Source organism: Sphingomonas sp. Leaf67, assembly GCF_001421965.1.
In the GTDB taxonomy this organism is placed as follows: Bacteria; Pseudomonadota; Alphaproteobacteria; order Sphingomonadales; family Sphingomonadaceae; genus Sphingomonas.
Genome location: NZ_LMLP01000025.1, coordinates 13,370 through 40,220 on the forward strand (window position 1 = coordinate 13,370; position 26,851 = coordinate 40,220).

A 26,851-nucleotide genomic window follows, 5' to 3' on the forward strand; every position below is an offset into this window, starting at 1 on the left:
TTCTAACGGCCGGATTACGAGCAGGAAACGGAAATTTATCTTCAGGAAACTTATCCGCATTTTATATCGACGATATAACCTTCGCCGTCCACGATCAGGTTGATGCGATCCTGCACGAAATCCATCGTCGCCATGTCACCCGGCCGCAGGATACGCACTCGCGAGTTGTTGGCAGCCGCCCGGCGGACATTGTCCGAAAGCTTTGCACCGACCTTCACGTTCGCGAGGCCGCATAAGGCCAGTGTAGGACCAAGATCGATGCCGGCACTACGCCCGGCCGGTGTTCCCGGTCGTGGCGGCGGCGATGCCTGAACCGTCATCGCGATCACTCCTGCCCAGATGAAAATCGACATATATCCCTCGATCGACACCGGTGCAGGCAACGCGCCTGCACCGGTGCTGCGTGGTATCAGGCGTACGCGGCCGGCAAATGGGTGCCGTCGTTCATGGCATACACGTAATACCCGTCCTTCATCCCCATATAGACGAGACCCTTCGTCGCGTCCAAGCCGTCGATGGCGACCCGGTCCCCGCTGTTGCCCATATCGAGATTGAGGAGCTTGTTCGTTCCCAAACCGATATAGCCATCGCGGTTGCCGTCGCGGATCGCGCGGGTCGTGTACAACCGGTCGTCCGATGCGAAGTCGGTGATGCGGTCCATTCCAGACGTACGGGCGTTGTCGAAGAAGAAGATGTCCGCGCCTGCCCCGCCGGTAAGGATATCCGAACCGGTGCCACCGTCGAGCCAGTCGCGGCCCGCTCCGCCGTTCAGCGTATCGGCACCCGCCGCACCGAACAGCTTGTCGTCGCCGCGCATGCCATGGAGTTCGTTGGCAAGGCTGTTGCCCGTCACGTTGTCGTTACCGTCACCGGTCACGGCATTCTCGATCACTGTCTTCGCGCCCAGGGTGAATGCGACCGTGCCGTCGAAGCTGTTCTGACCGCCCTTGGCGAGATTGATCGTCGCATCGCCGGAGATCGCCGCCGCGTTGATCCAGTCGGTGCCACCATTCGTATCGATCAGTGCGCCACGCCCGGACTCACCCGCAATCGCCGCCATCGCGAAGAATTCATCGGTGTACGTGTAGACGTCGTTCGCGTCGGCCTTGGCACCATACAGGTCCAACTTGACGCTGTTGATGGTCGTGACCGCCGATGAATAATGCTCCTGAAACTGAAGCGTCCAGGTACCCTCGGTTTGGACGCCACGGAACCCGGCGAAGCCAAACGTAAAGGACTGATCACCCGCAACCGGCGAAGCGAACGCGTTCAGCGTATCTACAAACGCTTCGGTACCGTCGGGCGCGATGAGCTTCAGCTTGAGCGTGCCGAGCGACCCGGGAATGGCACCCCGTCCGGTAAAGTCATACAGGCTGCTGTAATTGATGGACATGTCGACGTGTTCGAGGTCGACATTGCCGTCGATCTTGAAACTGAACGACGTCGGCTTGGTCGAGAAATCGTTGTTTAGAGCGTCTCCGGAATAACTGTCGCCAGCCGCAGCAACCAGATTGACGGCAAGGGTCGGCGTCGACAGCTTCACCTCGTTCGCCGACGTGCGCGCCTCGCCGAACAAACCCCATACTTCCGACATGCGCACCGCGTTATAGGCGTTGACCCCGCCGAAACCGTAATCGGTGGAGTAATGATACGCACCACCGTTCCAGTTGGCGTCGTCGCCGGCCAGCTTGAAGGTCGAATCGTTCAGCACGAAGTCGGTACCGCCAAACTCGTACGTGGTGCGCGGCGTATCGAACGGGACCGGCATCGTCGCCGATGCGGCCAGAATGTTGGAAACGTCGCGCCAACCCAGATCCGGGTTCGCATCGAGCATCAGGGCGACGACGCCCGTCACCATCGGTGCGGCTGCCGACGTGCCGCCGAAATCGTCGGTATAATCGAGCTTGCCGCCCGGATCGCCAACCAGATTATACCCGTCGCGACCCAGAAGATCGGTAGTGACCACGCCATTGCCACCGAGTTCAACAAAGTCGCTCGAGGGTGCGGAAACCAGCAGATGAGCACCGCGTGTGCTATAATAGGACGAGCTGCCGTCCAGATCGCGATAGGCCCCGACGGCGACGACATGCCGATCGGTGGTCGAACCCTGCCCCTCGCCGTCGATACGGTTGTTGCCGGCGGCCTTCACGCTGATCGTGCCCAGCCCGTTGCGCCCTGCTTCGGCAACATAGGCGAACGTCTGTGTTAGCGTATATTCACCCGTATTCTCCGTACCCCGATCGCCGCCGGTGCCATAATAGGCTCCGCTGCCCCAGCTATGATTGACGACGTCGAACTTTGCCGCCTGGTTCATTGCCTGGTAGAAAAGCGTCAGATCGTTGGCATTGACGAAGATGCCCTGATCGAGCTTGCCACCGGAATAGGGGTCGAAGATGTTCGCGCTGCCGATCGTCGCCTCATAGGCGATGCCCACGGTGCCTTCGCCATTGCGTTCCGCGGCGATGATGCCAGCGACCGCGGTGCCGTGCCCCCCCGAAGCCGGACGATAGTCGCCATCGAACCGCTTGCCGTCGATAACGATATCGAGGCTCTTGTCATAGTTGCCGTCCAGATCGGGGTGATCATATTGTACGCCGGCGTCATAGCCTCCGACTTTCACGCCCTTGCCGGTATATTCCTGCCACACCGTATCGAGACGACCAAGCTTGGCCAGATGCCATTGTTCGGCGGCGATGGGGTCGGTAACGCCGCCGATGGCGGCAGACGGCGTATTGGATGTCGATACACCGCCGGTACCGGTCGACGGCATCAGATGATATTTGCCATCTCCCGACCCGATGATCGCGAAATCGGCGTTGTCGGAGATCGTGCCGGGAAGCCCGTAACGAATATTGGTGCTGGCTGTCATGCTGTTCGCCCCCATGGAAGTTTTCAACGGCCGCCAGCTTCGTCCCACGACGAACCTCACTGGCGTAATCGGACCGCAGGTCGGCCCGGACGTCGCACCGAAGCGATGAGGTACATAGTGAAGGCTACTATTAGTATGTCAACATTTTTGTAACCATTTTGTGGGGCGGATGCGAAGGGGTAGGGCACATCGTCCTTTTGGATGTCGCCGATCGTGCGGCGGTTTGAAGCGTCCCGGGTTTTTGGAAGGCTCCTATCGATGAGCAGGCGCGGGGATGGGTGCTGACGTCGATCGCCGGGAAGGTCGGTTGCACGACCGGAACACCGCGCCGTTGGTGCCACGAGCAGGCCAGCCGGCGAGCGGGACCAGCGGCGCAAGCCGCCGATGACCGGGAACGGCTCAGATTACCGGAGCGGGAGGCGAAGGACCTGCGGCGGGCGACCTCTACAAGGCGGAGGGGATCCACAGGTGAGGAACGCCTTAGCAAAGGTATGTACCGAGCAGCGCGTCACGTCGTACGATGCCGAACATCATTCGGCCGTGAACCGCGTCTTCGTTGACGATGTTCAACACCTAGACGCTGCGGGGGGCCATGTGTCGTTCCTGCCTGACGAGCAGTTCAGGCTGGAAGCGGACGGTATCTGCAAACGACCATTGTCTTGCGGGAAAAGAAGTGTGTCAGACCGCTCCGCAGGAAAGAAGGCGACCGGCGCCTCGCCGCTGCGGCCTGCCGCGCTTTTGCGACGTGGCCGCAGGTGAAGCGCCAGCCGGCGTTGCAGTTCAGCTGCTGCCGATCCTGTGTCGCTACCAGTACGACCGTAGCCGGGCCGACTCCGGTCTGCGTGATGGCGGGCGTGGCGATCGAGCTCCGGCAACAACAGCGGGTTGCCGGCGTTCGCCCGCCATCGATCGGCACCATGGCGGGAAGGTTCGCTCCTCGTTTCGCTCCCTCAAAACCGCCGATGCCGTTGGTCAGGCATTTCTCAGATCACGGCGAAATCAAGCTGGTAGGATCGGCCCGCCTGCGCGGTGAAGACCGTCCACGGTCCATCCCGGCGCATCCGGATCGTTGTCCCGCCGTCGCGGATCGTCGTGATCCGCTGCCCCGGCGGCGCGAGAATCGCCTGATCGCCGGTCCGCGATGCGGTCAGCACGGCGTCTTGCACCGCACCCGCGGTCCAGCGCAGGTCGACCGTCGCCCCGCCGCGCGCGCGCAGTCCGGTGACCGCACCGTCCTGCCATGCAGGCGGCAGCGCCGGTGCGAAAGCGATGCCGCCGTCATGGCTCTGCACCAGCATCTCCGCGATCGCGGCGGCGATGCCGAAATTGCCGTCGATCTGGAACACCGGCCGCGGATTGGCGGGGTGGGTGTCGAACAGGTTGGCGGCAAGGCTCTTGCGGACGAACTGGTCGACCGCATAGCCGGCGTGTTCGCGGTCGCCCAGCCGCGCCCAGATGCATGCCGACCATGCCCGGGCCCACCCGGTCTGCGCGCCACCGTTGGTTTCGCGCCGCTGCATCGACACCTGCACCGCCTTCGCCCATTTCGGTGTCTGCCGCGGCGTGAACTCGCCACCGGGGTACAGCGGATAGAGGTGCGAGATATGACGCTGGCCCGGCTCCGGCTCGGCGAAGTCGTGCGACCATTCCTGCAACTGTCCGTACCGGCCGATCTGATAGGGGGCCAGCGCCGCCACCAGTCCGGTCAGCCGCCTGGCGAACGCCGCATCGGTCTTCAGAATCGCAGCCGCCGCCACGCAATTGGCGAACAGTTCGCGGGTCAGCGCCAGGTCCATCGTACATCCGGCGCTGACCGCCGCGCGCTTGCCGTCGGGGGTGAGGAACATGTTCTCGGGCGAGGTCGACGGCGCGGTCGTCAGGTAACCGGTGTTCGGGTCCTTGATCAGCCACGCCGCGCAGAACTCCGCCGCGCCGCGCATCAGCGGATAGGCAGTATCGCGCAGATAGGCGACGTCGCCGCCAAAGGCATAATGTTCCCACAGATGCTGCGCCAGCCACGGTCCGGCCATCGCCCAGTTCGCCCAATTGGGGTCGCCTTTGCCCTCGCCCACCGGATTGGCGATCGCCCACAGGTCCGAATTGTGGTTCACGCACCAGCCCGGCATCCCGAAATAGCCCGACGCGACCCGACGCCCGGCACGCGCGACATGGGTGATGAAGTCGATCATCGGACCATGGCACTCCGCCAGATTGGCGGTCTCCGCGTGCCAGTAGTTCATCTGGATGTTGATGTTGGTGGTGTAGTTGCAACTCCATGGCGGCCGGACCATGTCGTTCCAGATGCCCTGAAGATTGGCAGCCTGCGTGCCCGCACGCGAACTCGCGATCAGCAGGTAGCGGCCGAAGTTGAACAGCAGCGCCGCCAGCGCCGGTTCGGGCACCCCGTCATTGTCGCTGCGGCGGCGGTTGGTCGGCACGTCGTTGCGCGGCACGCCGATCGCCAGCCGGGACCGACGGTACAGGCGGCGATGGTCGGCGACATGCGCCGCCTTCATCGCGTCGAATGTTCTGGTCCGCGCGGCATCGATCTGTCGGGTCGCTGTGGCGACGATCTCCTCGACCGGGCGATCCGGAGCGACGTCGAACGAGCGGAAGCCGGTGCCGGTCGCGATCCGCAGCACAATCTCGCTGGCCCCGGTCACGGTCACGCCGTCGCCCTGCGCGACGAGCGTGCCGCCGGTCGCCGCGACATCGACGATCGCGGCGAACGCCATGCCCTTGCCGGGTGCCGGGTCGTAGATCACGGGGTCGGGCACGTCGCGATATTGCGGCTGCGATACCGTCGGCGCCTTGCCGGTCAGCACGACACGCGAACCCGTCGCGGCCACCGTCCCCTGCAACGGCGTCTTCAGTCCCACGCGGCAGGAGAGCGACCCCGGCCGGTCCGCCGACAGCCGGATCACCATCACCTGATCGGGATGCGACACGAACATCTCGCGTCGATGGCGGATACCGCCCTGCGTATAGCCGACGCTGGCCACCGCCGTATCGAGATCGAGCGCGCGGCGATAGTCGCCGACCGCACCGTTGCCGGTGATGTCGAGGATCAGGTCGCCGAGCGGCTCGTACGCGTTGCTGAACGGGCCCTGCATCTGCTTGCTCAGCCCGTCGGCGCGGACATAGTCGCCCGCGAACACCGCCTCGCGCACCTGCGGCAGCACCGCGAGCGCGCCGGGATTGTCAGGGTTCGACGGCTGACCCGACCACAGGCTATCGTCGTTGAGCGACACGATCTCCCGCGCGACGCCACCTTGGACCATCCCGCCGATCCGGCCGTTGCCGATCGGCAGCGCCTCGATCCATCCATCCGCCGGCGCATCGAACCAGATCAGGTCGTGTTCGCCGATCGTGGCGGGGCCGTCCGCCGGTGCCGGTGCGGCGACCGCCTCTACGACGGTACCGGCCGGTCCGACCATCGCAGCCATGCCGCTTTTCAATAGACCACGCCTGCTCCAACGTATCATGACGTACCTTCTTTCAGAACGATCGTATTTTCATCGAATGCGACAGCTACGCACCAAAAATTAGAATCCGACCTTGTTTCGCGATATATCGTCGATGGACATCATCCGTACGAAGTGCCCGGCGGTGATCGTTTGATATCATGCCGCGCCGTCTGCGCGCATCGTCACCGACATTGCCCGGCCGTTATAGGGTACGTCCCGCGTCGCCTTTTCGCCGGACAGCACGATGTGAAGCTGTCGCAACTGCACCTTTGCCATACGCGAACCGCGCGGCGCGGAGATCGACAGCGTCCGGTCGCGGTCGTTCCACGCGAAGTCGACCCAGGCGAACCGGCCCTCTTCGTACTCATAGCTGGTGCCGTCATCCTCATACAGGCTGAACCGGCCATCGGCGCCGGGATAGATGCGCAGTTCCAGGTCGGCGTTGGTCGCCTGCACCGTCGATTGCGCGACCGGCCCGAGGGGCACGATGCTGCCCGCGCGCGCGTGCAGCGGGACACGGTCGATCGTCGCCGCGACGCGGTGTTCGGTGCCGCCGGCGCGGCGCTCGCCCGTCCAGAAATCGTGCCAGCCGCCCGCCGCCTCGGGCAGGTAGACCGGCCATTCGGTGACGTCGGGCGCCAGCACCGGCGCGACATGGAACGCGTGCCCGAACATATAGGCGTGGCGCTGCGCCATCGCGCGGCCGTCCCGGGGGAAGTCCATGACCAGCGGCCGCAACATGCTGGAATCGCGGTGGGTCACCAGCGCCGCCTCGCTATAGACATAGGGCAGCAGGCGGTATCGAAGCTCGATCAGCGCACGCGCCAGCCCCTCGACCTTCGGGCCGTAGCGCCAGAATTCGGTGTCGGTCTGATAGCCATGGACCCGCTGCATCGGCAGGAAGGTGGCGTACTGGAACCAGCGGATCAGCCGCTCGTGATAGGCGGGGTCGGTATATTGCCCGGCGCCCGGCCGGAAGAACCCGCCGGCATCGACCGTCCAGTACGGCATCCCGGCGGCGGCGAAGTTCAGCCCCGCGGCGACCTGCCGCGCCAGCGTGTCCCAGTCGTTGCCGACATCGCCCGACCAGGTGATCGTGCCATAGCGTTGCTGCGCCGGCGCGGCCGAGCGGGTCAGCGTCAGCACCCGCTTGCCCGGGGCGTCGCGGCGTTGCCCCTCGTATACCGTTCGCGCGACCTGGAGCGGATAGATGTTGCGCACCGTCTCGCCGATCCCGGCCGCGGTCGTGTGGCCGGCCAGCGCATCGTTTTCCGGTTCGACCGCGTCCTGCCAGAAACAGTCGATGCCCAGCGACAGCAGCTTGTCGCGCTCGTTCTTCCAGTAGAAGGCCGCGGCCTCGCCGTTGAAGAAGTCGATCCATTCGGTGCCGGGCACGTAATAGCCGTGCGCGGTCATCTGCTTGCCCAGATCGGTGTCCAGCCCGACCTTCGGCCAGACCGACAGCATCAGCTTCATGTCCAGCGCGTGCAGGTCGCGGACCATCGCGGCGGGATCGGGATAGCGATCGCGGTCGAACACCATCGCGTTCCAGCCGTGCTTGCCCCAATATTCCCAGTCCTGCACGATGATGTCGATCGGCAGCCGCCGCTGCCGGAACTCGCGCGCGTTGCTCAGCAATTCTTCCTGCGTATGGTAGCGTTCCCGGCTGTGGACATAGCCGAACGCCCAGCGCGGCGGCATCGGCGCGGTGCCGGTCAACTGGCGATAGGTCGACACGATCCCGGCGCCGTCGTCGCCCGCGACCACGACGTAATCGAGCGCCTCCGCCACCGGCGACCGCAGCACCGTGTCGTCCTGCGCCGCGCCGAAGAACAGGACGGGCGCGTTCCGGGCATCGCCGATCACCCGCACCCGGTGCCGGCCGGGCGCCAGATCGGCGAACAGGCTGGTCGTCGGCGGCAGCCAGTGATTGGCGAAATCGACCAGCACCGTGCCGTCGATCTCCAGATGATAGCGGTTCGCCATCTCGCTGCCGACGTCGAGCAGCAGCGCGTGGCGGCCGGCATGGGTCGTCTCGAAACTGCCCTCGAACACATTGTCCTGACGGCGCTGCGTGCTGGAGCCGGCGGCGGTCGTCACCGTCTCCTCGCGCCCGGCCCCGGCCGCGGCGGCCTTGGGCAGCGCGACCGAATGCGGCAGGGGGTTGAGGTCGGTCAGCCCGTAATTGTGCCACAACACGCCGTAGCCGGCGCTCGACACGAAGAAGGGCAGGCTGACCTGCGTGTTCACCTGCGTCATCCGCCGCGGCAGCCGCTTGACGTCGAGGAACCCGTCCTGGAACTGGCCGCCGCCGAACAGCGTCTCGCCGGCCGGGCCGACGAAGGTCTGTTCGACCGCCAGCGTCGGCTGGCCCCGTACCGCCGACGGCGCGGCGCGGCCGGCCGGCGCGCGCAGGATCTCATGCCCCCGGGCGTCGGTGAAGGCCAGGTCCCCGGTCGCGTCGTCCAGCGAACAGGTCAGCCGGGCCAGCGACAGGGTCGATGTCCGCTTCGTCCGGCGCACCCGGCAGCGCGGCATCCCGGCGGGCAACAGGAACTGGCTGGCGGGCGCTTCGGCGCCGTCCGGCGACAGGCGGATACGCACCGCATTGTCGCGCAACGGCATGACGCTCAGCACCCCGCCGGGGACGCGGACCTGTAGCGGCGGTGCGGGGGCCTGGGTCACCGCGGCAGCGAGCGGCGGGCCAAGGCCGACGCTGCCACCCACGCCGGCGATCTGCAGAAACGAGCGTCGGTCAACACGGTATGACGGGCTGTTCATATTCCGACCTTCTGGCACAGGTTGCCGCTTATCATCGGCGGCTTGGCCAGGCTATTCGTTATCTGCGGAAGGCGCTCAGGTAAACGCACGCATCGTTCAGCGACCGCCAGAGCCGTTTCCACCGTCAATGCGGCCGCGGCGTGCGGCGACGAGAGTGCACGTGAACCTGTACCGTGGCAGGTTGCCGCCGACCCTCGACGCCGACGAGCAGGATGGCGACATTCTTCGGGAATGGAATGGCGGCTTTTCGATGCGATCGCGTTGCGCCGGGATGGGTGGGACCCAGCGGCCGCTGACGCCGAATGGGCCGATCCATGCCCGGCGGTTCGGGGAAATGCCCAGGCAATGTTGCGCGCGACCTGACCCGCCGGACCTGGTGGACGATCTTCGTCGCGCCGGATCGACCAAGCGCTGCCCGCCCGGAACACGGACGGGGAACACGGCCACGATACGATACGCCGGCTTATTTGGGGAAATGGATCCCGCAAAGCTTGTTGCCGTCGGGATCGCGCACGTACGTCAGTTCGATCGTGCCCATGGACGCCGTGTTGCGCGGCCCCGGCGGCGCTTCGATCGAGGTGCCGCCATTGGCGACCGCGATATCGTGGAACTGCTTCACCTGCTCGGGCGAATCGCACGCGAAGGCGACGGTACTGCCGTTCGCGACGGTTGCCGGTTCGTCGTTGATCGGCTGGCTGACGATGAAGTTGGTCCCGTTGCCGTTATTGTAGATCAGACGGGTATGCCCGCTGTCTGCGATGTTGAGCGTCGCTTCGCCAACGCCCAGGGTGCCGAGCACCGTGTCGTAGAAGCGCTTCGATCGCTGGATGTCGTTCGATCCAATCATCGTGTGAAACAGCACTTTATTCTCTCCTGCTCGGGGTATTTTCCAAACGAACCCGAACCGCGTCCGGTTGCACGGTTGCTGTGGGCGGCCATCCAGTTCCTGCACGCCGCTGCTGCGGTCGGCATAGGCGAACCGGGCGGGAGCGAAGTCAGGGCACGCGCCATCGATGCAGCGGTCGCGGGCGCACAACTTTTCGCGAGGGGCCGATCGGACATCGCGCTCTTCGATGCCACGATTGCCAGCTACCGGGCAGTCGGGCTTCTGCCGGTTTGATTGCAGCTGGGGATTGCTGATCGACAACGTGTTATATGCACGGTGCCGGAACCCGGGTTTGTGCCTGTGCGGATTTGGTGTGCTACAGGCGGGATCATGTCGAAATCCCGAATGAACGCCGGAACCGTTACCGTCGATGGTGCCAGCTATGACTGGCACCTGCACAGCGAACCCCACCAGTCGGATGACGAGGGGTGGAAGGGCATGACGATTGCGCTCCTCCAGCAAGATGCCAAGCGCGAAGCGCTGGTCGAATTTCCGCCGCCCAAGCGGCTGTTGAAGGGTTTGCCGCGCGGTCGGCTCCAGCTTGACGATGCCACGATCGCGCGCTGCGTGCGCTCGGCGGTGTCGGCCGGCTGGGAGCCGATGTCGCGCGGCAGGCCGATCGTGGTCATGGTCGACGCCGAAGGTAATTAAGCCACCTCGTTGCCCGCCAGGAAAGGCCGCCGCACCGGGATTTGCCTTGTCAGGAACTGTCGGGCGGGCCAACCTAATCTCCACATGAAGTTACCACCAATTTCCGATGAATATGCCCGCGGACGACGCGATGGATTGCGCATCGCGTTGTCGATCCTCGAAGCGGAGGAAGCGAAGTGGGAAGCGCGGCTCGGTGAGAGCCCATCCTGGCGGACGAACGCGATGCGGGTCATCCGCCACAAGGCGTATCAGGTCGCACGCAAACGCGTGGAGACGGCGCTTCACCGGCTGCTGCCCAAGTCGGAGGCCGCCTTGCCGGGTGAGGTCGCGGAGATGATCGAACAAGCCGGCCTGTAGGTCGATCCGCCACCTTCTCACGTCGGAACGGGGAAGCAAGAGGGAGGCGTACCGGTTCCGGATCGACGCCCTATTCAGATGCAGACCGCGTACAGGGCGTGGTGCGCGAGGATGTAGAGCGTGCGACGGTCCGGTCCGCCGATCAGCAACTGGAGCGGACGTTCCGGCACGTCGATGCGGCGAACCTCACGACCGTCCTTGTCATAGACCCAGATCTGTCCGTTCGCGACGTAGAGTTCGCCATCGGCACCGCGTGCCACGCTTTCGCCGCCGCGCGGCGCGACGACGCGAAGATCGGTCAGCGCCCCGCCGCGCGTCACCGCGCCGCTATAGGTCAGATTCTCGGACGCGTTGGTCAGGTAGACACGCTCGCCCACGCGCGCGGTTACCAGCCCGTAGCTGTCGAGCGTATCGGACCAGCGCCAGCCCTGATGATCGTCCGGCCCCTGATTCCACACGCGGAATGCGGGGATCGCGACCGACCCGTCGGGCGATACATAGGCCTGCCGCTTCGCTTCGCCCATCTTGTCGGTGAAGAAGGACGACAGGGGCGGGAACGCGTAGGTCTTGCGATCGATGCGGTCGGCGAATTCGCCGTTCGCCCAGACATTGACCGGCAACGCCATCGCGCTGCCCGCGCGCGGCGCGGTGGCGGCGATCGTGCGGACGGCGTCGGGTGCCTTGGGATCGATGCTGTAGACGGTGCCGTCGCGCCCGGCCCCCGACAGCACCAGCAGCCGCCCCGACCGGTCGACGGTCAGGTTCACCGGGTCGAGGCTCGTCTGGCTGACGGTGGTCAGCCCCTCGGACGGCGACCAGCCATGAATGCGTTGGTGGAAGCGGTCGATGAAGTAGAGCTTGCCCTGTGCATCGGTTGCGCCCCCGGCGATCGAGTAGAACCCGTCCGCCAGCTTGCGCACGCCGGGCGTTACCGGAACTCCGACGACGGCAGCCGGGCGGGCGGCGGCGGGCACGTCCAGTTTCGCGAACTCCCGCTCACGTACTTCCTGTCCGGTCGTCAGGTCCTTGATGGCGTTCTCGAACGGATATTTGCTCGCCCGGACGAACGTGCCGCAGCCTTCGGTGTCGCAATGGGCATAGGCGCTTTCGGCATTCACATGGACGTTGCGGAAGCGGATGTCGCCCGAATTGAACAGCCGGACGGCGGTGTCCATCGGCTTGGCGGTGCGGGTGACGCGATAGCCGTGATAGTTGGCGAACAGGATGTTGCGGCTGTCGTGGAACTCGGTCGACACCGCGTAGACGCCGTCGCGGACCTCCTGTTCGGTCTGGGGGGCCAGAAACTCCCAATTCTCGACGTTGCGCAGCACGATCTCGTTCTTGAAATGATGTTCGGCCGACAATTCGTAGACGTGGCCGGGGGTTTTGGTGTCGCTGACATAGAAGCCGGTGGAGGCGAGGCCGTTCGGGGTCCAGATCGCGTTGAACGTGCCGCCGCCGCCATCGGTGACCCAGATGCTGGCCTGCTGCCCGTCCCAGCGCGCTTCGGGATCGATGCCGCCGCCACTGGCCTTGCCCTGATTGTAGATGACCGGGCCGTGGATGCGGACGTCGTTGACCATCGACCGTTCGCCCGCGCGCCAGATCAGGTTGGACGCACGCGGGTTCACGCCCCCGGCATAAAGGCCGAGCCCATAGAGGATCGCGCTGCCGCCCCGCGCACTCTCCACCATCGCTTTCGCGTCGCCGATGCCGGCGAAGCGTGGCGCGTTGTCGGGCAGGTAAAGCTGCGTCTGGTTCGGGTGGAGCGCGATCAGGACGCTGTCGGGGCGCAGCTTCAGCGTATCGGTGATGCGGTAGCGGCCGGTCGGGAGATAGACGACGCGGTGGGCATCGACCGCGCGTTGCAGCGCGGCGGTGTCGTCGGTCTGGTCGTCGCCCTTGGCACCGAGCGTTCTGGCGTTCGCCCATTCGCCGACGGGCGGCAGCAGCGGCAATGCCGGCGCGGGGCGTGCCGGGGCAGTGGCGAGCGGCGTCATGCTGATATCCGTTGCGATCTTGCCCATCTCGCCGACCTTTGCGAGCGTCAACCCGTGCGAAAAGTCGGCGACGCGCCACTGCGCGCCTTGCCCGCGGATCGTCCGGCCGCTCTCGCGGAACTGCGCGAAGACCGGCGTATTTACTCCGACCGCATTGTCGAACCCGATCTGGGTGAAGACGCTTTGTTCGCTGGAGATGACGACGCCGGCGCGGCTGACATTCTCGAACCGGACGTTTTTGCCCCATAGCGAGTCCGAATAGCCGCGATCGATCTCGATCCCGACCGGCGTATCGCGGATCGCAACGTTCACCAGCGTCAGGTCGACCTCATGCTCGCGGATCGCCGCGTCGCGCTGGCCCGAAAACTCCGAATCGATCAGCGTGAACTGCCATGCCGGCGACGTCTTTTCAGTGACGATGCCATAGCGGCCACCGAAGAAGCGCAGATTGTCGGCTTCGTTGCCCGCCTGATAGACGCCGGCAAAGCCCGAGCCGAGGCGGAAATCGATATGGCGCAGAAACCCGTGCTGCGCGACGCGGGAACGTACCGCGACGGCACCGGCATTGCCGTTGCCGATCTCGAAGTCGACATTCGCCAACGCAGAGTAGAAGGTCGTCGAGGTCGCATCGAACACCGCGTCATTGGCCGGAACGCTGGTGGGCGGCGGCACCGGCGGCTTGCCGGCGCTATACTGATCCTCGCCGGTGAAGCTCAGCATGGCCCCGATGCCGGTCGCATAGCCCGGCGTATTGTCGCCAAGGACGAAGACGGGACGTGTCGGTCCGATGCCGAACATCCGCACGCCCGACCGCAGGAACACGGTGCGCGAGATGCGATAGCGGCCGGAGGGCAGGAAGACGACGCCGCCCCCGCCGCGCTGCCGGTCGGCGGCGACCGCGTCGATCGCCTGCTGGATCGCGGCGGTGTCGTCCGCGCGTCCATCGCCGACGCCCCGGACCGTCACCGCGCGCGGATCGTCGGGGGCGGTCAGGAACACCGAGGTTGACTGCGCAAGGGCAGGAACGGGCGCGAGCAGGGTCGCGGCGAACAGCAGGCCGTACACCTTCATGGGGGAGGCTCCGTCAATATGGGGTTCCGGGGCGGGTGCCCCGGACAAGGGTCAGGCGGGGTGCGGCACCAGCGACTGTGCCGCGATCGCGACCTGCGTGCGGTTCTGCACGTTCAGCTTGCGCATCAACGCCGTCATGTGCGCCTTCACCGTCGCTTCGGCGATGCCGAGGTCGTGGGCGATCTGCTTGTTGAACTGTCCCGAACGGACGCCGCACAGCACCTTCACCTGTGTCGGCGTCAGTCGCACCGCCGAGCCGATGTCGCAGCTTCGCGACCTCGTCGTCGTGCGCGCTTCCATGGCTGCCCCTTTCATCGCACTCTCCCAAGTGACATTGCCCCGTGCTGCCGCGTCGGGCGGTCGCAGGGCGGGTGTGTTTCGTTCCGGTTTGCCCGGAATCGGTTGGACAGGTTTCAGTATGTTCGACTATGACGATCATATTCAAGCGGTTTTTTCCGAAAAACCGGTATGATCTGTTGGACAACTCGCACGGCATGACCGCAGCGGGTGCGCTTTGGGGGAGGGTGTCGATGCCGCAGCGAAACATGCTTGGGGTCGCCCGATGACCGGTGTCAGCGACCTGCGGCTGGTCGCAGCCGCGATCGCCGGTATCGCGCTTGCGATCCTGATGATCGTGCGCGGCCGGCTGCACCCGTTCATGGGGTTGCTGTGCGGTGCCTTTGCGGTCGGACTGCTCGCCGGACTGCCGCTGATCGACACCGCAAAGGCCGTGCAGAAGGGCGTCGGCGACATTATCGGCGGCACCGGGCTGGTCGTGGCCCTCGGCCTGTCGCTCGGCGCGATGCTGCATCTGTCGGGCGCGGCGTCGGCGCTGGCCAACAGCGCGCTGCGGCTGACCGGGCCGCGGGCGGCGCCATGGGCGACGCTGGGTATCGCCATCGTGATCGGCCTGCCGCTGTTCTTCGAAACCGGGCTGGTCCTGCTGCTGCCGATCGTGGTCGCGGCGGCCAAGGCGATGGCGGACGGCGCGACACCCGAAGCGCGCGACGCGGCAAAGCTGCGCCTCATCATGCCCGCGCTCGCCGGGCTGGGCGTGGTCCATGCGCTCGTCCCGCCGCATCCCGGGCCGTTGCTCGCGGTCGAAGCGCTGGGGGCCGATCTCGGCCTCACCATGCTGTATGGCGTGGTGATCGCCATTCCGATCGCGGTCCTCGCCGGACCGGTGCTGGCGCGGTTCGTGACCCCCGGCATCCGCCTGACCGAGCCGGTGCTCAGCGATCCGGTGATCGATCTGGCTACGCCGTCGCGGGGGCGGGCGTTGTTCATCGTTCTGCTGCCGATCGTGCTGATCGCGTCGGGCGAACTGGCCAAGCTGGTGCCGGCCCTTGCCGACTCGGCGATCCTTGCCGCCGCCGCCAATCCGGTGCTCGCGCTGCTGATCGCCAACCTGATGGCGTTGCCGCTCCTGTTCGGGCGGCGGTTGAGCGAGGCGGCGATCCAGGAATCGATCTGGCACGAAACCATGGGCGCGGCGGGCGCGATCCTGCTGGCGATCGGTGCGGGCGGCGCGTTGAAGCAGGTGCTGGTCAGCGCCGGACTGTCCGACCTGCTCGCGCGGGTGGTCATGATGTATGCGATCTCGCCGCTGCTGCTCGGCTGGCTGGTCGCAGTCGGTATCCGGCTGGCCGCTGGCTCCGCGACCGTCGCCACCATCACCGCCGTCGGCGTCATGCCCGGCGTCGTCGCCGCATCGGGGGCCTCGCCCGAGCTGGTCGTGCTGGCGATCGGTGCCGGGTCGGTGTTCTTCAGCCATGTGAACGATCCGGGCTTCTGGCTGGTAAAGGGCTATATGGGCACCAGCACCGCCGATACGTTCCGGACCTGGTCGCTGCTGGAAACCGTGATTTCGGTCGCCGGCCTCATCATGGTCGCGGGACTGAGCTACATCGTCTGACTCGATCAGCGTGACGGAGAGGACGGGCAGCCGTGACGGGCGAGAGACTGGCGGATCGCGCCTATACGGCGATCGTGCGGATCATCAACGAAGAGCATTTGGCTGCGGGCGACCGGCTGCCATCGGAAGCGCGGCTGGCCGAGATGTTCGGGATGTCGCGCACCATCGTGCGCGAGGCGCTGGTCCGTCTTGCCGCCGATGGCATTACCGAGGCGCGTCGCGGTGCCGGTTCCTATGTGAAGCGCCGCCCGTCCGAACGGCTCGGCGCGCATGTGCCGCTCGACGGGCTGGCGGCGACGCTCGGTACCTACGAAGTGCGTTTCGTGGTCGAGGCGGAGGCGGCGCGGCTGGCGGCGCAGCGCCGCTCGCACCATGACCTCGACGTGATCGAGAAGCGTCTGGCGGCCCTGCGCGGCGCACTCCTTTCGAGCGCACCGGCGCATGACGAGGATTGGCAGCTCCATCGGGCGATTTCCGAGGCGACCGGCAACGACGCCTTCGTCGCAATCTTCGACCAGTTGCAGGACGGGGTAATGCGGATTCTGCGCGCCGGGGTCGACATCTCGCGCGCTCGCCCGCCGCAGGTGATCGAGGCGATGATGGAGGAACATGACGCGATCGTCGACGCCATCCGCACGCAGGACGGCGACGGTGCGGCGCTGGCGATGCGCTGGCATCTGTCGCAGGGACGCAAGCGGCTGATGCCGTAGCGATCGATCGCGGCAGTCGACCGGATCCGACGGGCAGGGTCAGCCGACCGGCTTACGCGTGAACGTACCGCAGCACGGCCGCCGCCAACCGTTCGACCGGCCAGCAACAGGGCAACACCAGCGCGCGCTCGTCCGGCGCGGGGCGTTCTAGCGTGGCGAACTGGCTGTCGAGCAGGCTGGCGGGCATATAATGCCCCGCGCGCGCGGCCAGTCGTTCGGCGATGGTCGCCCGTTCGCCGTCCAGCAGCACGAACAGCAGCGGCACACCGCTTACGCGACCGAGGTGCTGGCGATAGCCCCGTTTCAGCGCCGAACAGGCCGCGACGGCGAGGCCATCGTCCCGCACCGCCGCCCCGATCGCCGCGCCGAGCCGGTCCAGCCACGGCCAGCGATCCGTATCGTCGAGCGGATGACCGGCACGCATCTTCGCGACATTGGCGGCCCCGTGAAACGCATCGCCTTCGAACGCGGCGCAGCCCAGCCGCGTCGCGAGGTGGTGCATCAGCGTCGTCTTGCCGCAACCGCTCACCCCCATCACGACGATCGCGCGGTGGGCAAGGGCGGCGGGGGGCGATGGTGCGGGCAGGGGGTTCGTCCTTGCTCCCGATCCGGCCGATGTGGCCGGGGCGGTTCGTGCGCGGTTCCTGCCCGTATCTTCCGGTACTTACCATCGCGACCTTGGTCGTGGTCGTACCCATAAACCGCGACCATGGTCGTAGATGTTACCGCGAACATCATCCGCTATGACCGCTGCAACGGTTCGCGCCCTCGACGGGTGACGGATCGATCAAAAAGCTTTGGGGGATGGATGATGGATCGCTTTTCGCCTGATCGCTGCCGTCTGGGCACGAGCCTGTTCGCGCTGGCCTGTGCGCTGGGTGCCGCGCCGGCCTTCGCGCAGACCACGCCTGCCGTGCCGGCCGCTGCGCCACAGGACGCGGCGCCCGAACGCGAGCAGGATGCGGCGGACATCGTCGTCACCGGCAGCCGCATCGTCGCCAACGGGTTCAACGCGCCGACGCCCACCACCGTCATCGGCGAAGAGCAGATCGCCAACAACGCCCAGCCGAACATCTTCAACACGATCCAGCAGCTGCCGTCGTTGCAGGGGTCGACCGGCGCGTCGACCGGGACCTTCAGCACGTCCAGCGGGACGCAGGGGCTCAGCTCCTTCTCGCTGCGCGGACTGCAACCGATCCGCACGCTGACGCTGCTCGACGGCCAGCGCGTCGTCGGTGCCAATGTGACCGGCGTGCCGGATATCAGCATGTTTCCGCAGCTGCTGGTCAAGCGCGTCGACATCGTCAACGGCGGTGCGTCGGCATCCTATGGATCGGACGCCGTCGGCGGCGTGGTCAACTTCATCACCGATACCCGGTTCAAGGGGTTCAAGGCCAACGTCCTCGGCAGCATCACCACCTATGGCGATGACGAGACCGCGCTGGTGCAGGCCGCCTATGGCACGTCGTTCATGGGCGACCGGCTGCACCTGATCGTCAGCGGCGAATATGACCATGAGGGCGGGGTCGGCCCTGGCAATTACGGCACCGACCTTGCCGGCCGCCGCGACTGGCACCGCGCGTCGACGCTGCTGAACTCCGGGATCACCAGCGGACCCGGACCGCAATTCACCTATTCCGATTTCGCACAGCCCTATCAGTACGCCAAATACGGCCTCATCAACAACGGCCCGTTGCAGGGCATCGCCTTTGATGCGAACGGTACGCCGGTCAATTTCAACTACGGATCGGGCGGCACGCCGCTCGGCAATGGCCGCGTGTCGAACTGCTATCCGGGCAATTCTTTCTGCGTCGGCGGTGACCTGTCCGGTGCGCCGGGGTCGAGCGCGTCGCTGAAATCGAAGCTGGAGCGCATGAACGGCTATGGCCGGATCGGCTTCGATCTCGATGCCAGCAACGAGATTTACGGCACGGTCAACATCGCGCAGGTGAAGACCAGCAACCAGCCGAGCCCGGGATATAACCGCCCCAACCTGACCGTACAGTGTGCCAATCCGTTCCTGCCGCAGCTGATCCGCGATCGTTGCGCCACCGCCGGCATCACCTCGTTCAACTTCGGGTCGAGCAACGGGCAACTGCCCAACCAGCTCGTTCAGACCGATCGCGACCAGTATCGCTTCGTCGTCGGGGCGAAGGGCAAGGTCGCGGTCGTCGGGACCGACTGGACCTATGACGCCTATTATCAGCACGGCACGACGAAGGTCGCGATCGATGTCGACCGGATCGTGCTGCAACCGCGCTATGTCGCGGCGACCAATGCGGTGGTGCTGAACGGCGCGATCGTGTGCGCCGATGCGCGCGCCCGCGCGCTGGGGTGTCAGCCGATCAATATCTTCGGCGATTTCCGCCCCAGCCAGGCCGCGCTCGACTATCTCATGCCGCAGGCCGGCCCGCTCCAGCGCACCACGCTGAAGCAGGATGTCGCCAGCCTCAACTTTTCCGGCCAGCCGGTCGATCTGTGGGCGGGGCCGCTGTCGGTCGCGTTCGGCGGCGAATATCGCCGCGAATATTACCGGGTCCGGGGCGACGCATACGGCGCGGGCGTGGCCGACGTCAGTCCCAACAGCGCGCTGTACCCCGCCGATCCTTTGCTGAACGCGGCGCAGGGCAGCAACTGGGCGGCCGGCAACTACAAGAACGGGACGGGCAAATATGACGTCCTCGAAGGGTTCGTCGAGGTCAATCTGCCGCTGGTGGACAGTGACGTGGCCGGTCGCGCCAATCTGAACGCCGCCGCGCGCCTGACCGATTACAGCACGTCGGGAACGATCTGGGCATGGAAGGTCGGCGGCACTTGGGCCACGCCGTTCGACGGGCTGACGTTGCGCGCGGTCACGTCGCGCGACGTGCGTGCCCCGAACCTGTCCGAACTGTTCGCGGCACCGACCGTCACCACGCTGCCCAGCTTCAACGATCCGTTCCGCAACGTCGCGGTACAGGTGTTCCAGAACACCGTCGGCAATCCGAACCTGCGGCCCGAAACCGCGCGCGATACCGAACTCGGCATCGTCTATGCGCGTCCGTCGTGGCTGCCGGGGCTGAGCCTGTCGGTCGACTATTATCAGATCAAGCTGAACGGCGTCGTCTCGAGCCTGTCGCCCGACCAGATCGTGCGCTTCTGTTTCGAAGGGGATCAGACGTTCTGCGGCGGTTTCCAGCTGGACGGGCCGCAGGGCAGCAACTTCGTCAATGTGCAGCCGTTCAACCTCGCGTCGTGGAAAACCAGCGGTTTCAATCTGGAGGCCAGCTATCAATGGCGCCAGCCGCTCGGCCTGCCGGGCAATTTCACGATCCGCGCGCTGGGCACGCATGTCCGTGAATTCATCGTCGATGCCGGAATCGCGGGCGTCGCCAAACGCGACGACGCCGGTGCCAACAGCGGTGCCATCCCCGACTGGAAATGGCTGGCGACGCAGACCTATGACAGCGGTCGGCTGACGCTGACCGTGCAGGAACGCTGGTTTTCCGATGGGGTGTTCAACAACAATTATGTCGTCTGCCAGACCGACTGCCCGGTTTCGACCGGCAATTACAACACCGTCAATTTCAACCGGATGAAGGGCGAATTTTACCTCGACCTCGGTGCGTCGTTCAAGATTACCGACAACGCCGTCCTGTATGGCAAGGTCGACAACGTTATGGACAATGATCCGACCCCGTCGCCGCAGACCAACACCGGCCTCGACGTAAACCCGGCGCTCTATGACACGCTGGGCCGTACCTACCGGGCGGGCCTTCGTTTCACCTTCTGATCCCGATCGGCGTCCGCAATCGCGCGTTCTGCGGGCATGATCACGCCGGTGACGTGACGCAGGTCGATCTGGTGGCCGTACCGGGTTGCGCGGCGACCGGCATCGGCGCGGCGACCGCCTCGCCGATCAACAGCAGCGCGGGGTCGCTGTCGCTGATCGCGTCGACCAGAAAGGCGAGCGCCGACAGCCGCCCACGGATGATCCGTTCGGTCGGCAGCGACACGTTGACCGCGACCATGACCGGCGTGTCGGCGGCGCGGCCGGCGGCGATCAATTCGCGGGCGACCTCCAGCGCGGCGGCGCGGCCCATATAGACGGCCAGCGTCGCATCGGCGGCGGCCAGCGTCTGCCAGTCGAGGTCGAGCGCCTCGCCGGCACGGGCATGGGCGGTGACGAAGGTCAGCTTGCGCGCAAGACCGCGCAGCGTCAGCGAAACGCCGCCCGACGCCGCCGCCGCGCTGGCGGCGGTGATGCCGGGGCAGATGCGCGTGGCGACGCCGTGCGCCGCCAGATGCTCGATCTCTTCGGTCGACCGGCCGAAGATCGACGCATCGCCGCCCTTCAGCCGCACAACCCGCTGCCCCGCCAGCGCGGCGTCGGCGAGCAGGTCGTTGATCGATCGCTGATCCTTCGAATGGCGGCCCGAACGCTTGCCGACCGGGACCCGTGCGACCTGCGCCGGGATCAGGTCGAGCACGCCCGGCCCGACCAGCGCGTCGTAGAAGACGATGTCGGCGGCAGCGATCAGCCGCTCGGCTTTGCGCGTCAGCAGGTCGGGGTCGCCGGGACCTGCCCCGACCAGCCAGACCATGCCGTGCGGGAAATCATGCGGCATGGGTCGATCCTTTCTGGAGCAGCAGCTTGGCGAGCGCGGGGCGACACGAGCCGCAATTAGTTCCCGCACCGATGGCCTTGCCGATCGCAGCGACGTCGGTCAGCCGCTGGTCGGCGATGGTGGTCAGGATGGTATGCAGGCCGATGTCGAAGCATGCGCAGACGATCGGACCACGGTCGACCTGCACCCCCGGCGCACGGCCGGCGAGCAGGGTCGGCGCGGCGCTGGCTTCGGCCAGTTGCGCGACCAGCCAGTCGCGCGGCGGCAGCGATCCGTCGCGGGTGACGAACAGGGCGGCGGCCAGTCGTCCGTCCTGCAGGATCGCGGTGCGACGGGTGCCGCGCGCGCTGTCGATCGCCTCGATCCGTTCGCCACGCGGGAGCAGCACGTCGAGCCGGGCCGCATCGCCGTCGCCAGCCAGATCCCAGACGGTGCCGCAGGGGACCGCGATGCGCGTCGCCCACAGGCAATTGGGTCGCGCCGCTGCCTCGCCGCGCAGGATCAGGAAACCGCGCCAGCCGCACGCGACGGCGGTGATGCGCGCCGGGGTCGCCTTGAACCCCGGCTGGCCCGATACCGGATCGGCCAGCGGGCGGGGCAGGCGGCCGGAGCGGCCACCGGTCGAAGTGCGGTCGGTCCAGTGGATCGGCACGAACAATTCGCCCGGCCGCTGGGTCGGCGTGACCTGCGCGCGGTACAGGCTGTCGCCCTGCGGCGTTGCGACCCGGGCAAGGCCGCCATCGGCGATGCCGAGGCGCTGCGCATCGTCGGGATGGACCTCGACCAGCGGCTCCTCGCGGTGGCGCGCCAGTTTGGGGCTCAGGCCCGTGCGGGTCATGGTATGCCACTGATCGCGATAGCGCCCGGTGTTGAGTGTCATCGGCCAGGCGTCGAGCGTCCCGGCGACCGGTTTCTGCGCGACCGACACCATGCGGGCGCGGCCGTCGGGGGTCGAGAAACGGCCATCGGCGAACGGCGTCTCGTCCCAGCGGAACGGCTGCATCGCGTCATAGTCGGTGTTGCCGCGTGCGGCGTGCCCCGGCAGCGCGAAGCGGCGCGCGCCGTCATTCTGATAGGTCGACAGCCGGCAATGCTCGCGCCAGATGTCGGCGGGCCGATCATAGGCGAAGGCACTGTTCCAGCCCATGCGCTGCGCGACCTGCGATATGATCCACCAGTCGGGCCTGGCGTCGCCGGGCAGGGGCAGGAAGGCACGCTGGCGGCTGATGACGCGTTCCGAATTGGTGACGGTCCCGTCCTTTTCGCCCCACGCAGCGGCGGGCAGGCGGACATGGGCATAGGCCGATGTATCGGTATCGGCGATCACGTCGGACACGACCACGAACGGACAATCGGCCAGCGCGGCGCGGACGCGATCGGCATCGGGCATCGACACGGCGGGGTTGGTCGCCATGATCCATACCGCCTTGACCCGGCCTTCGCCGATGGCGCGGAACAGGTCGACCGCCTTCAGCCCCGGCGCGGTCGCCATCGTCGGCGCGGCCCAGAAGCGGCCGACCCGGGCCACATTGTCGGGCGCGAAATCCATATGCGCGGCGAGCGTGGTGGCGAGGCCGCCGACCTCGCGCCCGCCCATGGCGTTGGGCTGGCCGGTGATCGAAAAGGGCGCGGCACCCGGCTTGCCGATGCGGCCGGTGGCGAGATGGACGTTGACGATTGCATTGACCTGATCGGTGCCGGTCAGCGACTGGTTGATCCCTTGGCTGAACATCGTGACGGTGCGCGGGTTGGCGGCGAACAGCTCGTAGAAGCGGCGCAGGTCGGCGGCGGGCACGTCGCAGGTTTTCGCGACCGACCACAGGTCATAGCCCTCGGCCACCTTGTCCCAGAAACCATCGGGCACCGCGACATGGGCGTCGAGATACGCTTCGTCTAGCGCCCCGGTATCGCGGCACCATGCGAGCAACCCGTTCATCAGCGCGACGTCGGTGCCGGGCTTTACGGGCAGATGCAGGTCGGCTTCGTCGGCGGTCTCGGTCCGGCGCGGATCGATCACGACCAGCTTCGCCCCGGCGTCGCAGCGCGCACGGATGCGCTGATACACGATCGGGTGGCACCATGCGGTGTTCGATCCGACCAGCACGATCAGGTCGGCGACGTCGAGGTCGCTGTAATTGGCGGGAACGACGTCCTCGCCGAACGCGCGCAGATGTCCGGCGACCGCGCTCGACATGCACAGCCGCGAATTGGTGTCGATGTTCGCCGAACCGATGAAGCCCTTCATCAGCTTGTTGGCGACGTAATAGTCCTCGGTCAGCAACTGGCCGGAGACGTAGAAGGCGACGCTGTCGGGGCCGTGCTGCGCGATGGTGTCGCGGAAGCGTTTGGCGACGAGGTCGAGCGCCTTGTCCCACGTCGCCTGCTTGCGGCCGATCATGGGGTGGAGAAGGCGGCTGTCGAGGCCGATCGTCTCGCCCAGATGCGTGCCTTTCGAGCAGAGGCGGCCGCTATTGGCGGGGTGTTCCGGGTCGCCGGCGATCGTCGCGGTGCGTGCGCCGGTCGGCGTGGCAAGGATGCCGCAACCGACGCCGCAATAGGCGCAGGTGGTTCTTATCATAGCCCTCTCCCCCTTGGGGGAGAGGGTTGGGAGAGGGGGAGTGCGAGGCAGTCGTTGCTATGCACGACCCCCTCTCCCCGACCCTCTCCCCTAAAGGAGAGAGGGAGAGTCACGCTGCCACCTTCAGCGCACTGGCGCGACAGAGCAGGACGCGGCCGCCGCTGATCCTGACCGGCACCGTCGGGGTGCAGCCCTTGTCCTCGCCCATCGCCTCGCCGGTCGCGAGCGCGATGCGCCAGTTGTGGAGCGGGCAGGCGACCGCACCGCCATGGACGATGCCCTGGCTCAACCGGCCGCCCTTGTGCGGGCAGCGATCGGCCAGCGCGAAAACCTTGCCCTCGCCGGTGCGGAACACCGCGATGTCGTCGCCGCCGGTGACCTGTACGGTGCGGCTGCCGCGCACCGGGATTTCATCGACCCAGCCGATATCGAGCCATTCGCCGATCATGCCATTTCCTCCGTCGCGCGGGTGGGGGTGAAGGTCGCCATCGGCGCGTGATGTTCGCGTTCGGCCCCGGCGACGCGTGCCGCCCACGGATCGTCCTGCATGAACTGCTGCGAGAACGCGAAGCGTTCGGCCAGCGCGTCACGGCCCGCCGCATCGTCGGCGATCCGCGCACGGACATAATCGACACCGACCCGCTCGATCCACGGCGCGGTCCGCTCCAGATAGCGCGCTTCCTCGCGGTACAACTGGATGAAGGCGGCGCAATACTGCATCGCCTCTTGCTCGGTCGCGACCTTGCACAGGAAATCGGTGGCGCGGACCTTGATCCCGCCATTGCCGCCGACCGACAGTTCATAGCCGCTGTCGACGCAGACAACGCCAAAATCCTTGATCGTCGCCTCGGCGCAATTTCTCGGGCAGCCCGACACCGCGATCTTGAACTTGTGCGGCATCCACGATCCCCACGTCATCCGCTCGACCTTGACCCCCAGCCCGGTCGAATCCTGCGTGCCGAAGCGGCACCATTCGGACCCGACACAGGTCTTCACCGTGCGCAGCGACTTGCCATAGGCATGGCCGCTGACCATGCCGGCGGCGTTCAGATCGGCCCAGACGGCGGGCAGGTCCTCGCGCTTGATGCCGAAGATGTCGAGCCGCTGGCCGCCCGTCACTTTCACCATCGGTGCGTCATATTTCTCGACGACATCGGCGATCGCGCGCAATTCGCGGGGGTTGGTCAGGCCGCCCCACATGCGCGGTACCACCGAATAGGTGCCGTCCTTCTGGATGTTGGCATGCAGGCGTTCGTTGACGAACCGGCTCTGCTGGTCGTCCTTGTAGACGCCCGGCAACGCGCACAGCAGGTAATAGTTGAGCGCGGGGCGGCACGACGAACAGCCATCGGGCGTCGACCAGTGCAGCTTCTGCATGACGTCGGGGATCGAGCGCATATCCTGCGCGACGATCTCGCGCCGGACATCGTCATGGCCGAAACTGGTGCATTTGCACATCGTCTTGGGGCCGGCCTGCACCTCGTCGCCCAGCGTCAGCGCGAGAATGGTTTCGACGAGGCCGGTGCATGATCCGCACGATGCCGACGCCTTGCAGGTGGCGCGCACCGCGTCGAGGCTGTGCGCGCCCTTGGCGATGCAGCCAACCACCTGCCCCTTGGTCACGCCGTTGCAGCCGCAAATCTCCGCATTGTCGGAGAGCGCCGCAACGGCCGACTTAGGGTCCGCCTGCGCCCCTCCCGAAGCGAAGGCCTGTCCGAAAATCAGCAGGTCGCGGATCGCGCCGATATCCTCGCCGCGCTTGAGCAGGTCGAAATACCAGTTGCCGTCGGCGGTATCACCGTACAGCACCGCCCCGACGATGCGGTCGTCCTTGACCACCACCCGCTTGTAGACGCCACGGCTGGCGTCGCGCAGGACGATGTCCTCCGCGCCCGCGCCGCCCGAAAAGTCGCCTGCCGAGAACACGTCCAGCCCGGCGACCTTCAGCTTGGTCGAGGTCACCGATCCGCGATAACCGGTATGTGCGTCGGTCAGGCCATCGGCCAGCGCACGGCACATGTCCCATAGCGGCGCGACGAGGCCATAGACGTTGCCGTCATGCTCGACGCATTCACCGACCGCGAGGATCGCGGGGTCGCTGGTGACCATATGGTCGTCGACCTGGATGCCGCGCCCGACCGCCAGGCCGGCCGCGCGGGCCAGTGCCACCGACGGGCGGATGCCGACCGCCATCACCACGAGGCTGGCGGGGATCAGTGTCCCGTCCTTCAGTCGGACCGCTTCGACATGATCGCTGCCGACGATTTCGGCGGTGTCGGCCCCGGTCAGGATGGTCTGGCCGCGTGCTTCGAGCGCGGATTTGAGCAGCCAGCCCGCCGCTTCATCGAGCTGGCGTTCCATCAGCGTCGGCATGATGTGCAGCACGGTCACTTTCATGCCGCGCAGCGACAGGCCGTGCGCCGCCTCCAGCCCGAGGAGACCGCCGCCGATCACCACCGCATCGCCGCCCCCATTCTCCTTGGCGCGCTCGGCGGCGGCGAGCATGTGGTCGACATCCTTCATGTCGCGGAAACCGATCACGCCGGACAGGTCCTTGCCGGGCACCGGGATGATGAACGGATCGGAGCCGGTGGCGATCAGCAGCCGGTCATAGCCGGTGACCCGGCCCGATCGCGCCGTCACCGTCTTCGCCGCACGGTCGATGGCATCGACCGGATTGCCCGCGACCAGTTCGATCGCGTTCTGCGCGTACCAGTCGGCATCGTTGATGACGATCTGTTCGAACGTCTTTTCCCCCGCCAGCACCGGCGACAGCATGATCCGGTTGTAGTTCACATGCGGTTCGGCACCGAAGATGGTGACGCGGTACCGGCCGGGGTCGCGGGCCAGCAGTTCCTCGACCGCGCGGCATCCGGCCATGCCGTTGCCGATCACGACGAGGTGTTCGCGCGGGTCGCCGCCGGGGATAATCGTTTCGTGTTTCATGACGGTGATCCGT

General features: G+C 66.4%; 18 protein-coding genes. 6 read left to right on the forward strand and 12 right to left on the reverse strand.

Annotation, left to right across the window (positions count from 1 at the left end; translation table 11 throughout):
- Nucleotides 1-50: 50 nt before the first annotated feature.
- The 5 genes from ASE90_RS18020 to ASE90_RS18040 all read right to left on the reverse strand — a co-directional run bounded on the left by ASE90_RS18020 (nucleotide 51) and on the right by ASE90_RS18040 (nucleotide 9,979).
- Entirely contained in the window at nucleotides 51-371 is a 321-nt protein-coding gene (locus tag ASE90_RS18020; RefSeq protein ID WP_056004234.1) for an I78 family peptidase inhibitor, read from the reverse strand.
- 38 nt (nucleotides 372-409) lie between these two features.
- Nucleotides 410-2,869, reverse strand: coding sequence for a S8 family serine peptidase (locus ASE90_RS18025; protein WP_162235113.1), 2,460 nt, complete (start codon nucleotides 2,867-2,869; stop codon nucleotides 410-412).
- 983 nt (nucleotides 2,870-3,852) lie between these two features.
- A complete protein-coding gene (locus ASE90_RS18030) occupies nucleotides 3,853-6,315 on the reverse strand; it encodes a glycosyl hydrolase family 95 catalytic domain-containing protein (RefSeq protein WP_056004240.1) in 2,463 nt (820 codons plus the stop codon).
- Between the two features lie 177 nt (nucleotides 6,316-6,492).
- Nucleotides 6,493-9,117, reverse strand: coding sequence for a TIM-barrel domain-containing protein (locus ASE90_RS18035; protein ID WP_056004243.1), 2,625 nt, complete (start codon nucleotides 9,115-9,117; stop codon nucleotides 6,493-6,495).
- Between the two features lie 463 nt (nucleotides 9,118-9,580).
- Nucleotides 9,581-9,979 carry a VOC family protein gene (locus ASE90_RS18040; RefSeq protein ID WP_056004247.1) on the reverse strand — a complete coding sequence of 133 codons (399 nt, stop codon included), beginning with the start codon at nucleotides 9,977-9,979 and terminating at the stop codon, nucleotides 9,581-9,583.
- On the opposite strand from ASE90_RS18040, the gene ASE90_RS20390 reads away from it, so the two are divergent.
- The 3 genes from ASE90_RS20390 to ASE90_RS18055 all read left to right on the forward strand — a co-directional run bounded on the left by ASE90_RS20390 (nucleotide 9,968) and on the right by ASE90_RS18055 (nucleotide 11,011).
- On the forward strand, nucleotides 9,968-10,237 hold the full coding sequence (locus ASE90_RS20390) for a hypothetical protein (RefSeq protein WP_200910941.1): 270 nt from the start codon (nucleotides 9,968-9,970) through the stop codon (nucleotides 10,235-10,237). The genes ASE90_RS18040 and ASE90_RS20390 overlap by 12 nt on opposite strands.
- 96 nt (nucleotides 10,238-10,333) lie before the next feature.
- Nucleotides 10,334-10,654, forward strand: coding sequence for a hypothetical protein (locus ASE90_RS18050; RefSeq protein ID WP_056004253.1), 321 nt, complete (start codon nucleotides 10,334-10,336; stop codon nucleotides 10,652-10,654).
- 84 nt (nucleotides 10,655-10,738) lie between these two features.
- Nucleotides 10,739-11,011, forward strand: a complete 273-nt coding sequence (locus tag ASE90_RS18055) for a hypothetical protein (protein WP_235530552.1) — start codon at nucleotides 10,739-10,741, stop codon at nucleotides 11,009-11,011.
- Between the two features lie 74 nt (nucleotides 11,012-11,085).
- Here the strand turns inward: ASE90_RS18055 and ASE90_RS18060 are convergent, their stop codons facing one another.
- The gene (locus tag ASE90_RS18060; protein WP_056004256.1) at nucleotides 11,086-14,082 is read right to left on the reverse strand and encodes a glycosyl hydrolase family 28-related protein; all 2,997 of its coding nucleotides are present in this window, start codon (nucleotides 14,080-14,082) and stop codon (nucleotides 11,086-11,088) included.
- A gap of 51 nt (nucleotides 14,083-14,133) precedes the next feature.
- Entirely contained in the window at nucleotides 14,134-14,382 is a 249-nt protein-coding gene (locus tag ASE90_RS18065) for a response regulator transcription factor (RefSeq protein ID WP_056004259.1), read from the reverse strand.
- 262 nt (nucleotides 14,383-14,644) lie between these two features.
- Between ASE90_RS18065 and ASE90_RS18070 the strand changes: the two genes are divergently transcribed.
- Both ASE90_RS18070 and ASE90_RS18075 read left to right on the forward strand, forming a co-directional pair.
- A complete protein-coding gene (locus ASE90_RS18070; protein ID WP_056004262.1) occupies nucleotides 14,645-15,997 on the forward strand; it encodes a gluconate:H+ symporter in 1,353 nt (450 codons plus the stop codon).
- A gap of 32 nt (nucleotides 15,998-16,029) precedes the next feature.
- Entirely contained in the window at nucleotides 16,030-16,707 is a 678-nt protein-coding gene (locus tag ASE90_RS18075) for a FadR/GntR family transcriptional regulator (protein WP_056004265.1), read from the forward strand.
- A gap of 52 nt (nucleotides 16,708-16,759) precedes the next feature.
- Here the strand turns inward: ASE90_RS18075 and ASE90_RS18080 are convergent, their stop codons facing one another.
- Complete coding sequence (locus ASE90_RS18080) at nucleotides 16,760-17,242, reverse strand: gluconokinase (RefSeq protein ID WP_056004268.1); 483 nt, start codon at nucleotides 17,240-17,242, stop codon at nucleotides 16,760-16,762.
- 273 nt (nucleotides 17,243-17,515) lie between these two features.
- Between ASE90_RS18080 and ASE90_RS18085 the strand changes: the two genes are divergently transcribed.
- Nucleotides 17,516-20,479, forward strand: a complete 2,964-nt coding sequence (locus tag ASE90_RS18085) for a TonB-dependent receptor plug domain-containing protein (protein WP_056004271.1) — start codon at nucleotides 17,516-17,518, stop codon at nucleotides 20,477-20,479.
- A 40-nt stretch (nucleotides 20,480-20,519) separates the two neighbouring features.
- Here ASE90_RS18085 and cobA read toward each other — a convergent pair whose 3' ends face one another.
- The 4 genes from cobA to nirB all read right to left on the reverse strand — a co-directional run bounded on the left by cobA (nucleotide 20,520) and on the right by nirB (nucleotide 26,838).
- The gene (gene cobA / locus ASE90_RS18090) at nucleotides 20,520-21,314 is read right to left on the reverse strand and encodes a uroporphyrinogen-III C-methyltransferase (protein WP_056004275.1); all 795 of its coding nucleotides are present in this window, start codon (nucleotides 21,312-21,314) and stop codon (nucleotides 20,520-20,522) included.
- Nucleotides 21,304-23,892 carry a nitrate reductase gene (locus tag ASE90_RS18095; RefSeq protein WP_056004278.1) on the reverse strand — a complete coding sequence of 863 codons (2,589 nt, stop codon included), beginning with the start codon at nucleotides 23,890-23,892 and terminating at the stop codon, nucleotides 21,304-21,306. Before ASE90_RS18095 ends, cobA begins: the two co-directional genes overlap by 11 nt.
- 109 nt (nucleotides 23,893-24,001) lie before the next feature.
- On the reverse strand, nucleotides 24,002-24,340 hold the full coding sequence (gene nirD, locus ASE90_RS18100) for a nitrite reductase small subunit NirD (RefSeq protein WP_200910942.1): 339 nt from the start codon (nucleotides 24,338-24,340) through the stop codon (nucleotides 24,002-24,004).
- Complete coding sequence (nirB, locus tag ASE90_RS18105) at nucleotides 24,337-26,838, reverse strand: nitrite reductase large subunit NirB (RefSeq protein WP_056004281.1); 2,502 nt, start codon at nucleotides 26,836-26,838, stop codon at nucleotides 24,337-24,339. The genes nirD and nirB overlap by 4 nt, the downstream gene beginning before the upstream one ends.
- Nucleotides 26,839-26,851 lie beyond the last annotated feature (13 nt).